The 13,929-nt window shown below is 35.7% G+C and carries 11 protein-coding genes; 4 read left to right on the top strand and 7 right to left on the bottom strand.

Going from position 1 to position 13,929, the window contains the following annotated elements; genetic code table 11:
• Positions 1-3 precede the first annotated feature (3 nt).
• From PUH65_RS03270 to PUH65_RS03250, 5 genes are all read right to left on the bottom strand, one after another.
• Positions 4-489: a hemerythrin domain-containing protein gene (locus PUH65_RS03270; protein ID WP_305520390.1), complete on the bottom strand. Its 486-nt coding sequence runs from the start codon at positions 487-489 to the stop codon at positions 4-6.
• A 74-nt stretch (positions 490-563) separates the two neighbouring features.
• Positions 564-1,712: a DUF2249 domain-containing protein gene (locus tag PUH65_RS03265; protein ID WP_305520391.1), complete on the bottom strand. Its 1,149-nt coding sequence runs from the start codon at positions 1,710-1,712 to the stop codon at positions 564-566.
• A gap of 52 nt (positions 1,713-1,764) precedes the next feature.
• A complete protein-coding gene (locus PUH65_RS03260; protein ID WP_305520392.1) occupies positions 1,765-2,199 on the bottom strand; it encodes an Rrf2 family transcriptional regulator in 435 nt (144 codons plus the stop codon).
• Positions 2,200-2,403: 204 nt separating this feature from the next.
• Positions 2,404-3,795 carry a DUF5689 domain-containing protein gene (locus tag PUH65_RS03255; protein ID WP_305520393.1) on the bottom strand — a complete coding sequence of 464 codons (1,392 nt, stop codon included), beginning with the start codon at positions 3,793-3,795 and terminating at the stop codon, positions 2,404-2,406.
• A 30-nt stretch (positions 3,796-3,825) separates the two neighbouring features.
• On the bottom strand, positions 3,826-6,690 hold the full coding sequence (locus PUH65_RS03250) for a carboxypeptidase-like regulatory domain-containing protein (protein ID WP_305520394.1): 2,865 nt from the start codon (positions 6,688-6,690) through the stop codon (positions 3,826-3,828).
• Between the two features lie 204 nt (positions 6,691-6,894).
• Between PUH65_RS03250 and PUH65_RS03245 the strand changes: the two genes are divergently transcribed.
• Both PUH65_RS03245 and PUH65_RS03240 read left to right on the top strand, forming a co-directional pair.
• Entirely contained in the window at positions 6,895-8,091 is a 1,197-nt protein-coding gene (locus PUH65_RS03245) for an endonuclease (RefSeq protein ID WP_305520395.1), read from the top strand.
• A 73-nt stretch (positions 8,092-8,164) separates the two neighbouring features.
• Positions 8,165-8,578, top strand: a complete 414-nt coding sequence (locus PUH65_RS03240; RefSeq protein ID WP_305520396.1) for a DUF6146 family protein — start codon at positions 8,165-8,167, stop codon at positions 8,576-8,578.
• A 124-nt stretch (positions 8,579-8,702) separates the two neighbouring features.
• Here the strand turns inward: PUH65_RS03240 and PUH65_RS03235 are convergent, their stop codons facing one another.
• Positions 8,703-9,299: a superoxide dismutase gene (locus PUH65_RS03235; RefSeq protein ID WP_305520397.1), complete on the bottom strand. Its 597-nt coding sequence runs from the start codon at positions 9,297-9,299 to the stop codon at positions 8,703-8,705.
• Positions 9,300-9,470: 171 nt separating this feature from the next.
• Entirely contained in the window at positions 9,471-11,315 is a 1,845-nt protein-coding gene (gene rho / locus PUH65_RS03230; protein ID WP_305520398.1) for a transcription termination factor Rho, read from the bottom strand.
• A 153-nt stretch (positions 11,316-11,468) separates the two neighbouring features.
• On the opposite strand from rho, the gene PUH65_RS03225 reads away from it, so the two are divergent.
• A complete protein-coding gene (locus PUH65_RS03225) occupies positions 11,469-11,858 on the top strand; it encodes a DUF4293 family protein (RefSeq protein ID WP_305520399.1) in 390 nt (129 codons plus the stop codon).
• A 130-nt stretch (positions 11,859-11,988) separates the two neighbouring features.
• Positions 11,989-13,827, top strand: a complete 1,839-nt coding sequence (locus tag PUH65_RS03220) for an ABC transporter ATP-binding protein (RefSeq protein WP_305520400.1) — start codon at positions 11,989-11,991, stop codon at positions 13,825-13,827.
• Positions 13,828-13,929 lie beyond the last annotated feature (102 nt).

The following is a 13,929-nucleotide window of genomic DNA, read 5'->3' as shown; positions in this document are numbered from 1 at the left end:
TTGTTATTTTGGGGTGACCCAGAATTCATCTGAGTAATCTTCTGCTGCAGTATGTTCTTCATGATGAAGGATGTTTCCGATTTCTCCTAATTTATTTTCAGAGAACTTTTTTTCCAACCACGGAAATAATTCTCGTTCTTCATATCTGGTGTGGTCTTTTATTAAATCTGAAAGTTGAGCGAATAAATCATAACTTTTTTCCTCTGAGCGAAGATTGATTTCATTAATTCTGGAAAGAATCTGCTGATGTTCCTCTAAACCTTTTTTCACTTTTTCATCTTCATGATCGAAAAAAAGTAATTTTTCTTCTGTCTGAAAATGCTGTTCCAGATGAGTTTTCCAAAACCAGTTGATATATTTGGTAATTCTTTGCGGTTCAACTTCCTTCGCAATACCTTGTTTTATTTTCCAGCAAAACAACAGTGTCGCATGGTGTTCGCGGGAAATCGGTATGAGGTTTTCGTTTCTTTTAATAGGCTTTTTTTCCATCTCTTTTAAAATAACTGTTAATAGAAAATTGAGTTCCTGCCAGTTTTTAATAATAACCAGCAGGAAACTTCAAATTAGTTTGCTTTCGCAAGTTCTGCATCTAAAAGAATTGCTTTCGGAAAAAGGAAATTATTTTCCAAATGAATGTGTGTTTGCAAATCAGCCTCAAATTCTTTTATTTTTTGGAAAAGATATTGGTAAGAACTGCAAGCATCAGCCGGAAGCGTATAATCATTGGTCAATGTTCGGAAGAAAGATAAATCTGCAATTGCGATTTCATGGTCTTTTCTAAGGACATTTATTGGATCTTGAAGCGAGCCGACTTTGTAGGTGATTTCGGTTTCCGCATCTCTTTTTTTCGCCACAATTTGTTTAATCACTGGGAATAAGACCTCTTCTTCTCTTACGGTATTATCAATTAAATCCTGTAAAAAGTGATACATTAAAGTTGAAAGTCGGTTTAATTCCTGATGTCCATCACCGTGATGTTCGGCCACTTTTATCGCCAAATCATTTAGGTTTTCCGCATTATCTTTAATATACCGGTGATGCGTATTTACAATATAATCAATGAGGAAATCGAGGTCCCATTTGTCATAATCATAAACGGGCGCTTTTACTACTTTACCCGCATTTGGATCGTCTGCTAAATTATATTTCTCGGTGCTACAAGCAAATTGTACCCCTTTGGCTTTTAGCATTTCGGCTTTTTGAATGTCTTTTTCAGAAATGGTTCCTGAGGTTTCACTCACTGCATTCTTAGCGATCTGAACTTCATATAATTCTGGACCTTTAAGCAAATATTCCCAAGTGAAAATATCGCCACGCTCGGCAAGCAATTCATAATAAAGCGGTTTTGGATCGTGATCATTTTCGATAATGAAACTTTCGCCTGCTTTCAAAGCATCGAAATATTGAAAAATAGTTGGGTGTTTAAACTTTGGTTCAATGGCAGTTACGTTTAATCTTTCTACTTCTTTTTGCGCTTTTAAAGGATTTTTGCAAATTCTTACGATGAACCATTCCGGACCTTTCTCTAAATATTCCCAAGTGAAAATATTTCCACGTTCGCCGATCAATTCATAATACAATGGTTTTGGATCGTGGTCATTTTCAATCACGAATTCTTCGCCGGGTTGCAAAGCATCAAAATATTTAAAAATAGTTGGATGTTTCATGCGAGGTTCTAATTTGGTCACATCCAGAGTTTCTATTGTAGCCATTTTTTATAAGTTTTTTTGTTAAAAATATATTGGTGATTTTTATTAAAGAGAATTACTCTCTTCTCAATTGTAATTTTTCGAGGGAATTTTCCGTTCTAAACTGGCTTAAAGTTGTTTTGCCATAAATCTCATACAATTGGTCTCTCGCTTCTTTGTATGTATTGTGAATAGGGCAAGGATTCGTTTCTGAACAGAATGCTAAGCCGAGTCCGCAACCTGCAAACATTTTATCACCATCGATTGCCGTAATGATATCTGCAAGAGAATATTTTGCTTCATCATCGGAAATATAGAAACCGCCGTATCTTCCTTTGGAAGATTGTAGAAATCCTTGCCGGCTTAAACCCTGCAGGATTTTTGCGATGAAAAGTTCTGGTGAGTTTATTTTTGCTGCAATCTCTTTAATGTTAATCATACTTCCGTCGCGAGACTGCTGCGCGATATAAATCATCGCCCTTAATGCATATTCACAGGTTTTTGATAACATCCTTTTTGATTTTGATAAGACAAAGATATAAAATATTTCCAAATAGGACTAATTTGTCTTATTTAAATTTAGAATTAAATTTTAGTGCAAATCTCCATTAAGAATGAAAGAAAATGGAGTGAAAACTCTGGTAATCTTTGGTAACAATAAAAAATCCGCCTCTTTGCAGAGACGGATTGGTATAAATGATAAGAAAACTAATTCTTAATCTACTTTGATGTTATCTAACTGGATGGTTGTAGTAACTCCTCCAGTTGCGCCAACATATTTGAACATGATATAACCATTTCCTGTTAAAGTCGATGGGAATGTATAAGTACCTGCTGGTACGAAAACTCCGTAACCACTTGTTGGTGTTTTAGGAATGGTAAAACTTGAGGTAATATCTGTTAATGTTGCAGCAGTTGCATCTCCTTTTGGAATATAATTAGTAGACGTATAAACTTTTAAAGCGTCACCAGTATAGAAACCAACATTCACATTGAAAGATAATTTTTTACCTGCTGTAAAGTTAACCGGAACGATGAAGAATGTTTCGTATGGTCCTGAACCTGCATTTGCACTAAGTTCAATATAATTGTTGCTGCTGAAGTTTTTCATCTGCCAATATCTGTTTCCTAATACAGGATCATTGATATACGGTGCGAAAGTATCTAATAAAGCGCCAGTAAATCCTTCGAATGTTTCATTCAATGTAGTAGGGTAGGTAATCGCTGTACCTCCTTTTGGTGGAGTTGGGTCGAATCTTGTTCCTGTTGGTGGAATTTTCACATCGTTTAAACTTCTGATTAACATTTGGTAACCTGCGTTATACTTGCTCACTACGAAAGTTAAAGTACCACTTCCTTTTGGTAAAAGAGTTGCACCATAAGATGCAAAACCAGAACTTCTAAGAACGGTTGAACCTCCTACTGCATCTTCAATTTTACGATCAGTATCTACACCTGCACCAGCTGTATAGTTGATGTATTGTTTGTTTACCGGATAAAGTTCAGAGATATTGAACTGTACATTAGGAACACTCACCAAAGTATTGATATATTTGTCTTGCATTGCAGCCGCTAAACTTGGCAATTCAGTTGGTTTAATGGTTACGACATCCATTGTATTACCGTTGCAAACTGCAGAGATATATTTACTAAATAATACGCCCGGGATTCTACCGATTGCAAAAGTAGGATCTACAGAACCAATTTTCACGGAACCACGATCTAAACCTAATCTTAAACCTTTAGCATTAATTCTAACATGAGTTCCTACTGGGAAATCTGCATAGTTACTCGCTCTGTCAACTTCCATTTGCAAACCAGCAGTTGGATTTTCTGGTTTATCCTGAAAAGAGATCGTTTTGTAGAAGTTACCGTTTTCATCAGATGAAACGATATAACCGTCAAAAATTTGATCAGTAGTGATTAGAAGATATCCAGTTGCCGGAGCTTGTGCTTTAAAATCAGCCATAGAAATGGTTGCAGCATCAAACTTATTATTACAATTAATTGGTGGCGTATCCCAATCATCCTTATTTACACAAGAGCTTACTGCAAGCGCTGAAACAGCAACTACAAAAGCGGTTTTAAAATATTGTTTGAAATTCATTTTATTGTTTTTTAAAATTCTGATTACTAATTAAAATCTAACTTGAAGGTTTACGAAATAAGATCTTCCTTGGGTGTACCAATATTTTGGACCGAATAATGGGAATTCTCTTGCATTTTCTTCAACATATCCTGGGAATGTTACTCTTCTTGTTTGCTCAAAACCACCGGTAATATATTTGGTATTATCTAAAATATTATTTACAGATGCAGTAAGCAATACATAATAAGCTCCCAGTCTCCAAGACTTACCTACGTTAGCATTCAGGAATGAAGCCGATGGAAGTTGTTTTGGCTGTAATACTCTTCTTAATTCATTTTCATCAAGACCTGCGTACGGAGTTCCTGTTACTGGATTCTGTACAAATCTTTCTGTTCTTAATAATGGAGATGGATCCAGGTAGTTATCATCTAAATAATTCCAGTTTGCACCAAACCACCAGTATTTCGTAGAGTTATATCTGAAACCTATTGAATAACCTTGTTGTGGGGTTCCTCCTTGTTTTGCACCTTTCAAATATGCTTTCCCTAAATCTTGGTAAGACTTTCCATTTTCAAAAGTTCCAGCTGCATCAGAAGCAAAATAAACATTCGGGTCATTTCTATACGTAAACTGACCGTAACTTGCTAAACCTTGAACTGATAAAGTTGGTAAGATTTTAACATCAACACCTAATTCACCACCCATATTTCTTTTCTCAAGATTCGACATAATCTGAGTAACAAAAGCACTTTGTACATTCGCAACCGTTCCGTCTTGTCCTGCTGATTCTAATTGAATACCATCTGCAAAGAATCTCTGAACATTGGTGTCATTTTGAGTTTCAACCAAATAACCAGTTAATCTCATTTTAAAGAATGGACTATTAATCACATAACTTAAATCGTTTGCATTAATGATTGTACTCTCCGCATTTGGTGCAGTAGATGAATTTACTCTTGGATTAATAAATAAATCTTCTAAGAATGGCGCTTGATTAAAGTAAGCTCCGTTATAAACCAAGAAGTTTCTACCGTTCAATTTATAAATCACCTGTCCTTTCAAACCGAAGTTCCAGAAATTATAATCTGCACTCTTTCCGTAAGAATCTTTGTACAAATAATGATTGTAATGTCCTTCTCTAAATGAAGTTGAATATCCTGCTAAACCAGAAACAAATACGTCAAATTGACCTGCTTGGAATTTCAAACCTGGATTTACTTTAACTTCTTGTCTGCCAAAACTGTAATCGTAATTAATTTTATCTCCTACTCTTTTTGCAACGTCGGTTTCCCCGTCGTTATAAAGTCCGCTTTTACCTGGTTGATTGGTAGCAGCAAATGGATCTCTGTTCAAAGCAAAATCAGCACCTAAAAGATCTTTTACTTCTCGGTATAAATCTGATTTATAGTTTTCGTAAGATACATTTAATAAGAATTTAGAAGTAGGACTAAAGTCATAAACATAATGCGTTCCTGCATTAAAGATTTTATCATCACTTACATCAGCAACCTGAAAATATAAAGCACGCTTCCCTGTAGAACCATAATATTCTCCAGCTGGTTGTGCCATATTTCTTCTGTACAATCCTTCCCAGTTTAATTGAGTGTACGCTGGGTCTCCATTTTGCCATCCTGCTAAAGCGTCTTGATAAGCTTGTTGAGCTGTGGTTGGAACACCACCTTCAATAACCGCCACCGAAGCATTCGGATCTAAAGAATCGTAATAACTTGGTAAGTATCTGTAGTAAGTTGGTGATGGATTTTGTACGTTTTGCCAATCTAATCTCGCTCCTTTATCTTTACCGAACTGGTAAGAAATTGCGGTACGAAGACTTGATTTATTATTGATTTTCCAGAAATCCTGCATTTGGAAAATTGGTTGGAAACCAGATTTTACTCTTTCGCTTCTTTTTTTACCATCTTGCCAACCCCAGTATGAGTTGTAATGTACGCCTCTGTAATCATAAACCTCTTGCGTGCTTGGGCTCGCCGTAGATCTAGTGTAAGGTGCAGCAAATGCATTAAAAGTAAGGGTATGGGAATCACTCAATTTCTTCTCGATTCCTAAATAACCACCCCAAGCATCATAGAACGTTCCTTCCTGGATTCCTTCCTGTGCCCATCTTCTTGCAGCCATTGCAGTAAACGCCCAACCACTTCTGCTCATTCCTGAACTGTAACGAAGCGATGCTCTGTTTCTGTAATTTCTGTTGGTTAATGAATAGGTTGCCTGGAAACCCTTTCTATATTCACTTGCATTGGTGTTTTTATAAATAACAGAACTCGCACCACCAAATGAGTACTCCGAAGGAGCATGGTTAGCTGAAGTCTCTGGGTATCTGGTGATTTCATTCAAACCTCCCCAGTTTCCAAAGTCTACATTTCCGTTATCAGATTTCACCATAGAAACCCCATTCATAATGGTTTCCCCGGATCTACCGTCAATACCTCTTGGTCGGAACCAATAGGCCCCTAAATCATAAGCTGCAATTCTACTGAAAACATCTTGTGAAGATTGCAATAGACCAATGGTTGTACCTTGACTGCTGTTTTCTTCATCTCCATTACTTTCAATAATGGCAAGACCTTGATCTGCTCCAGTTAAACTAGAATAGAGCGTAATAACACCCAAGTCTTTTTTCTTTTCGTCATTAACATCAAATTCCATCACTTTGGTTTCGAAATTCGGTTTTGTAATGACAATTTGATAATGTCCTGTTTTCAGATCGACAAACTGAAAATATCCAATTTTGTCGGCTTTTACATCATTACCAGATCCCTTTAAATCAATCTCTGCATTTTCAACTACTTTACCGTCTGCATCTTTCAAATAAGCATAAACCGTAGTTTGTGCAAAGTAAAACGATGCCGGAAGCAAGGTGAATAAAGAGATTAAAGATAATTTTTTAATCATGTTGATAATTTATTTTTCGCTTTATGAATTAAAAATCAATTCATTCAATTAATAAGGGCAAATTTAAGCATAATTATATTACTTAAGATTTATTTAACATATTTTCGACTCAATACATGATATTTATTAGCAGAATATGAAATTTAGCGTTGCCGAAAATATATTATTGCTAACTTTGCGTTATAAATATAATTATAAATTATAATGAAAAAAATTGTAAGTTTTGTATTCTTAATCGCGTTCTGTTTTATATTTGGTCAACAGAAAGGTCAACTAAGAAAAGTGGCGACCATTGGATTTATGAATGTTGAAAATCTTTGGGACACCATTGCATCTGCTGACTATATTGATGGAACAAAAGATGTAAGCAATCCCGCATTCCACAGAAGTGTGCCTTTAGATTCCCTTAAATATCTTGAAATTACCGAAGATTATCGTGGTGAATGGAGAGATGAACTATTAAAAGGAAAAAAAGTAGTTCGTAAACAAACCCTTGCGGATGACTTTACTTACAATAGTGCTAAAAACTGGAATACCAAAAATTACAACATCAAAATTGCCAATCAAGCAAAGGTAATTTCTGAAATGGGTGCTCAATACACCAAAACTGCTCCAGTAATCGTAGGATTAATCGAAGTAGAAAACAGACAGGTTATTGAAGACTTGATCAAACATCCACTTCTTGCGAAATACGATTATGGTATCATCCACTACAATTCTTATGATGCTCGTGGAATTGACGTTGCAATCATCTACCAAAAAAGAAGATTTACGCCGAGCAATTCCTTAAAGAAAGAAATAAAAATTTATGATGATAATGGAAAAAGAGCCTATACGCGTGACATTGTTGTAGCAACTGGATTTTTAGATAACGAAAAAGTTGCCATCTTTATGAATCACTGGCCAGCAAGAAGCGGCGGTGAAGCACGTTCTTTACCAAGAAGAAATGCAGCAGCCAAAGTTTTAAAACAACAAATGGACAGTGTGAGACTAAAAGACCCATCAACGAAATTATTCGCAATGGGAGACTTTAATGATGATCCCGTAAACACCAGTCTGAAAAACATTTTACAAGCAGTGGGAAGTCCGAAAGAACTTAGTCCCGAAAAACCTTACCTTAACTTAATGTATCCTTTGTTTAAAAAAGGAGTAGCTTCTTTGGCTTATCAAGATGCACCGAACCTTTTTGACCAAATCATTGTTTCAGGTAATTTGATTTCTGATTCCGTAGGAAAGGAATACTCTGTATATAAAACAGAAGTTTTTGCTCCACCTTATCTTATTACAAGAGAAGGTCCATGGAAAAATTACCCATTACGCTCTTGGAGTGGCGACACTTTTACAGGGGGCTACAGTGACCATTTCCCTGCCTTTGTAGTGGTACAGCGTGAGGCCCAATAACAACAATAAATTAAACCGTTTTTCGAAACGGTTTTTTTGGCTGTAAATTTGATGACCTTATAAAAACATTACAGTGAATAAAATAATTTTTCTTTTAAGTTTGATGGTAATAACCATAGGTTGTGCTACTCAGAATACTGCAGCAAAACAAGATAAAGAAACCCACACCATCCAGGCACAAAAAAATGATGATGGCGAATATGATTTAGAAGTTTTGGATGGTCAGTTTTCCTATTTCCTGAATGCCATTGCCAGACCAATCAGCATGTACACAGAAAGCACGCTGAAAAGCAGAAACCAAATACTGGTTAGTGAATGGAATTCTTATTATGTTTCCGGTCGCTACAAAAACATCATTGAATCCTCTATCGACTATGATCCAAGCATTGACTATGGACTTAAATATGAGTATAAACTCTATCAAGTGTTCGCTTTTGTAAAATGGAAATATGGTTTGAAATTAAATGGATTAAGTGCAGTTGATTAATTTTAATAAAATTCCAGAAAGAGACAATTTTATACAAAATAGAAGATATTTCTACCAAATATAAAACATACAAAAAACAAAAAAGTTCAGAAAATTCTGAACTTTTTTATGGAGTTAATTAAATTTATTTATTGAATTTTTCTTCTACTTTATCCCAGTTTACCACATCGAAGAATGCCGATACGTAATCTGGTCTTCTGTTTTGATAATGCAAGTAATAAGCATGTTCCCAAACATCAAGTCCTAAAACTGGTGTTCCCTGGCAGTCTGCAACTGGCATTAATGGATTATCTTGATTTGGACTGGAGCAAACCGCAACAGAACCATCTGCTTTTTTACATAACCAAGCCCAACCTGAACCAAATCTGGTTTTTGCTGCTTCTGCGAAATCAGTTTTAAATTTTTCAAAACCACCATAAGCATCAATGGCTGCTTTTACGTTTCCTACTGGTTCTTTGCTCCCACCAGGAGTCATAATTTCCCAGAACAATGAATGGTTAAAATGTCCACCACCATTATTTCTAACCGCAGCTTTATCAGTTCCGGTTGTGCAGATTTCTTCAATAGTTTTACCTTCCAATTCAGTTCCTGCAATTGCTTTATTTAAGTTATCGATATATGCTTGGTGATGTTTTGTATGGTGAATTTCCATAGTTCTTGCATCAATTGTTGGCTCTAGTGCGTCGTACGCATATCCTAATTTTGGTAATTCAAATGACATAATTTTTTTGATTAAATGTTAATAGTCAAATTTAATCATTAATTAGACCAATTCCAAAAAACTCAGATTACTTTAATAAATCTTTAACATTGATGAAAACAAAAAAAACCGCCTCAAAAAGCGGTTTTAGTATTGAATTATAATTCCCTTTTAAAAGAAAACTAAATTATTTTACTTATTCATCGACATCAAAAACTCTTCATTATTCAAAGTGTTTTTAATGCTTCTGTTTACAAATTCCATTGCTTCAACAGGATTCATGTCTGCCAAATATTTTCGTAAAATCCACATTCTTTGCTGAACCGTATCTTCCAAAAGCAAGTCGTCTCTTCTTGTACTCGATGAAGTAAGATCGATTGCAGGATAGATTCTTTTATTGGCAATTTTTCTATCGAGTTGAAGTTCCATATTTCCAGTTCCTTTGAACTCTTCGAAAATCACTTCATCCATTTTAGAACCAGTATCAATCAAGGCTGTTGCTATAATGGTTAAAGAACCACCACCTTCAATATTTCTGGCCGCACCGAAGAATCTTTTCGGTTTATGTAATGCATTCGCATCAACACCACCCGATAAAATCTTACCAGAAGCTGGAGTTACGGTATTATAAGCCCTTGCCAAACGCGTAATTGAATCTAATAAAATCACTACATCATGTCCACACTCTACCATTCTTTGCGCTTTCGACAAAACCAGATTCGCCACTTTTACGTGTTTGTCTGCTGGCTCATCAAAGGTAGAAGCAATCACTTCAGCATTCACGCTTCTCTCCATATCAGTTACCTCTTCCGGTCTTTCGTCGATGAGTAAGATCATCATATATGCTTCCGGATGATTAGCAGAAATTGAATTTGCAATCTCCTTCAACAACATGGTTTTACCCGTTTTTGGCTGTGCAACAATCATTGCACGCTGGCCTTTTCCAATCGGTGTAAATAAATCTACAATTCTGGTAGAAGGTGTTGCATTTTTACCTGTTAAATTAAATTTCTCTTCCGGGAAAAGTGGCGTTAAAAATTCAAAAGCAACTCTGTCTTTAATAAACTCAAGATCTCTTCCGTTAACTTCTGTCGGCTTTAATAAAGAAAAATATTTTTCACCTTCTTTTGGTAATCTTACAATTCCTCTAACCGTATCACCGGTTTTCAAAGCATAATTTCTAATCTGGTTCGTCGATACATAAACATCGTCGGGAGAAGAAATATAAGAGAAATCTGAAGAACGCAAGAAACCATAATTATCTGGAAGAATTTCCAAAACACCTTCGATTGTTACCAATCCATCAAAATTAAATTCTTTTTTCGCCGGCTCATCCTGAGGCTCACCGCTTTGTTGATTTTTATTTTGATTCGGGTTTTTATTTTGATTTTGATTCTTGTGTTGGTGTTGCGGCTGTTTGTTTTGATTACCGCTTTGGCTTGGATTCACACTCTGATTGGGATTTCCGTTTCCGTTTCCTGATTGATTCGGATTAGAATTTTGATTTTTTGGTTGTTCTGGTTTGGTTTCTGATTGAACCTCAGTCTCCGTGACAACTTCTTTTTCTTTGTTTTCAGTTTCCGTTTTTGGCGGAGCAACACGTTGTCTTTTTTTCTTTTGTTGATTTTGAGTAACTACTTTAGGTTGTTCAGAGCCTGAACTTTCAGCAGGTTTTTCCATTTCAACATTAGCAGGAACTTCCTTTGTTTCCTCAGAAGTGACTTTCGCAACTGTTTCCGGAGCCTCTTTTGGAGTTTCAGCAGAATCCTCTACCGGTTTTTCTACTTTTTTCTTTGGAGTTGGTTTTTTTACCGCTGGTTTTTTAGGTGCCGGACTTTTGGGTTCGTCTTTATTCATAGGCGTTTCTGTCGCGTTATAATAATCTTTTACTACTTTCGTATTGGATGCTTGAAAATCCAAAATAGCAAAAATCTTATCATTATCGTTGCTGTTTTTAGCCGTTTTAACGCCCAGATCGTTTGTGATTTTAGTCAAATCTGATTCGGATTTTGACCTTAATGTTTCAATGTTGAACATAAATGTTACGCAAAAAGTAAATTATAAGTAATTGTGAGTGTGAGAGTTAAGTCAGGTGACTTTTCTTATTTAGGTCGTTTGTAATGCAAATCTACGTTTATTTTTTAATTATGCAAAAAATTATTGTTATTTTTGTAGGCAGAATCGAATTATATGTTGCAGAGAATACAGACCGTATGGATGTTTTTGGCGATTTTAGGCGCCGTGTTTTTGTTCATTACTGGGCAAGACTTTTCCCTTTTTGGCCCAGTTCCTTTTATATCTGTCTCTTGTGTAATCCTCGTATTATTTGGATTCATAAGCATCTTAAGTTATAAAGACCGAAAAAGACAGATCCAGCTGAATAACATCAGCATGATTATAAACGCTTTGTTGCTCGGTTTATTGGCGTATTGGTTACTCACTTTATCCGGAGGAATAGATTTTCCTGAGAAGGGTATTGAGCCAGTTTTTCCTTTATTATCAATTATATGTTTGCTCATTGCCAATGTATATATAAGGAAAGACGAAAGGCTCGTAAAATCTGTAGACCGTCTTCGATAAACGTACAACGATTTTTTTTGAGTGAAACAGTCCCAGTTTGGGACTGTTTTTTTTGTCTCAAAATAACTCGCCTATATATTTAAAAATAATCCAATAGAAAATGCTTATTTTTGCGGATTAAATTCCTTGAATGAAACCTTTCCAAAGAATCCTTTTCTTCGCAAAACCACACCAGAAATATCTTTTCGCAAGTATGTTCTGCAATATTATGTACTCCCTTCTCAACATTTTTTCGGTCGCAACCATGCTTCCAATCTTGGGGTTAATGTTTGGAACGGTTGAAAAGGTTGACACCTCAAAAGTTCCGGTTTACTCGGGTAGAATTGTAGATTTTTTCGGTTATGCAAAGGATTGGGCGTATTATTCAATTCAACTGAAAATCGATCAGCACGGCGCAGTGCAAGTTCTCGCACTACTTTGTGGAATAACCGCTGCAGCATTTTTATTGCGAAATGCATTTCGTTATTTAGGCGCCTATCTTTTAGTCAATTATCGCGTTGGAATCACCAAAGATTTACGAACTGCGATGTATGATAAATTTTTAAAGTTACCCGTTTCCTTCTTCACCGAGAAAAGAAAAGGAGATATGATGTCACGGATTTCGAATGATATTGGTGGTGTAGAAGGTGGAATCATGGGCAGTTTGGTCGATGTGATCAACTCGCCTTTCATGATTATTACTTCCCTGATTACTTTATTTATTCTTTCACCACAACTGACTTTATTCTCTTTACTCGTATTTCCTGTTATGGGTTGGTTAATTTCCTGGGTAGGAAAAAGTTTAAAAAGACAAGCGACTGCAGCACAGGAAGAATTAGGCAACCTGTTTTCTTTGGTTGATGAGACTTTAAAATCATCTAAAGTTATTAAGATTTTTAATGCCGATAAAATCCTGAAAAATAGATTTAATACAACGACTGATAACTGGCAAAAATACGCCATAGGAATGAGTCGCCGTCGGGAAATGGCTTCACCTATGAGTGAGTTTTTAGGATCGGTTACGATTTTAATTATCACCTGGTTTGCTGGTGTTCAGATTCTAACCGAGCAAACAATGGAACCCGAAACTTTCCTGGTATTTATCGGAATGTTTTTTCAAATCTTGGATCCAGCAAAAAAATTGTCAAGTGCTATTTCCAATATCCAAGGGGGAATGGCGAGTTTAGACCGTGTTTCGGAAGTATTAGATTACGATTTAAAAGTTGATGAAATAGAAAATCCAATTCCTATTTCAACATTAAAAAATCAAATCGAATTTAAAAATATTGGCTTTTTCTACGATATGGATAATGTGATTTTAAAGAATTTTAACCTCACCATTCCAAAAGGAAAAACCATCGCTTTGGTTGGTCAATCCGGCTCTGGGAAAACAACAATCGCAAATTTATTGGCCAGATTTTATGACGTTTCTGAAGGAGAAATTTTAGTTGATGGGGAAAATGTTAAAAACCTAAAAGTACCCGATTACAGACATCTTTTAGGAATGGTTACCCAGGAATCGGTTTTATTTAATGATTCTGTTTTCAATAATATTTTGATGGGGAAACCCGATGCAACAGAAGAAGAAGTAATCGCAGCAGCAAAAATTGCAAATGCTCACGAATTCATCGACCATCTTCCAGAAAAGTATTACACCAACATCGGTGACGACGGTAACAAACTTTCCGGTGGACAAAAACAAAGAGTTTCAATTGCGAGAGCCGTTCTAAAAAATCCACCGATTATGATTCTGGATGAAGCAACTTCCGCTCTCGATACAGAAAGTGAAAGATTCGTTCAGGATGCTTTAGAAAGAATGATGGAAAACAGAACTTCACTGGTTATTGCGCACCGACTTTCAACCATTCAAAAAGCAGATTGGATTGTGGTTATGGAACGTGGAATTATTGTAGAACAGGGAACTCATCAGGATTTGTATGAGAAAAACGGGATCTACAGAAAACTTGTTGATTTACAGAATTTTGGGTAAATAATTATATTCAATATCTTTTTCAAACTTTACAAAAGACAAAATCCCGAAATTTCGGGATTTTGTCTTTTTGTATTCAGGGATGTATTTTGATTTGAGCAG

It is taken from the genome of Kaistella sp. SH40-3 (genome assembly GCF_030686865.1).
Classification (GTDB): Bacteria; Bacteroidota; Bacteroidia; order Flavobacteriales; family Weeksellaceae; genus Kaistella.
The sequence above is the reverse complement of the archived record's forward strand: the minus strand, read 5'-3'. Positions and strand labels throughout refer to the sequence as shown.

What these genes read in the sequence shown, in the direction of transcription:
- PUH65_RS03245 (WP_305520395.1), top strand. Translation starts at nt 6,895, where the DNA reads ATGAAAAAAATTGTAAGTTTTGTATTCTTAATCGCGTTCTGTTTTATA.
- PUH65_RS03225 (WP_305520399.1), top strand. Translation starts at nt 11,469, where the DNA reads ATGTTGCAGAGAATACAGACCGTATGGATGTTTTTGGCGATTTTAGGC.
- PUH65_RS03220 (WP_305520400.1), top strand. Translation starts at nt 11,989, where the DNA reads ATGAAACCTTTCCAAAGAATCCTTTTCTTCGCAAAACCACACCAGAAA.
- PUH65_RS03255 (WP_305520393.1), bottom strand. Translation starts at nt 3,795, where the DNA reads ATGAATTTCAAACAATATTTTAAAACCGCTTTTGTAGTTGCTGTTTCA.
- PUH65_RS03260 (WP_305520392.1), bottom strand. Translation starts at nt 2,199, where the DNA reads ATGTTATCAAAAACCTGTGAATATGCATTAAGGGCGATGATTTATATC.
- PUH65_RS03235 (WP_305520397.1), bottom strand. Translation starts at nt 9,299, where the DNA reads ATGTCATTTGAATTACCAAAATTAGGATATGCGTACGACGCACTAGAG.
- PUH65_RS03265 (WP_305520391.1), bottom strand. Translation starts at nt 1,712, where the DNA reads ATGGCTACAATAGAAACTCTGGATGTGACCAAATTAGAACCTCGCATG.
- rho (WP_305520398.1), bottom strand. Translation starts at nt 11,315, where the DNA reads ATGTTCAACATTGAAACATTAAGGTCAAAATCCGAATCAGATTTGACT.
- PUH65_RS03270 (WP_305520390.1), bottom strand. Translation starts at nt 489, where the DNA reads ATGGAAAAAAAGCCTATTAAAAGAAACGAAAACCTCATACCGATTTCC.
- PUH65_RS03250 (WP_305520394.1), bottom strand. Translation starts at nt 6,690, where the DNA reads ATGATTAAAAAATTATCTTTAATCTCTTTATTCACCTTGCTTCCGGCA.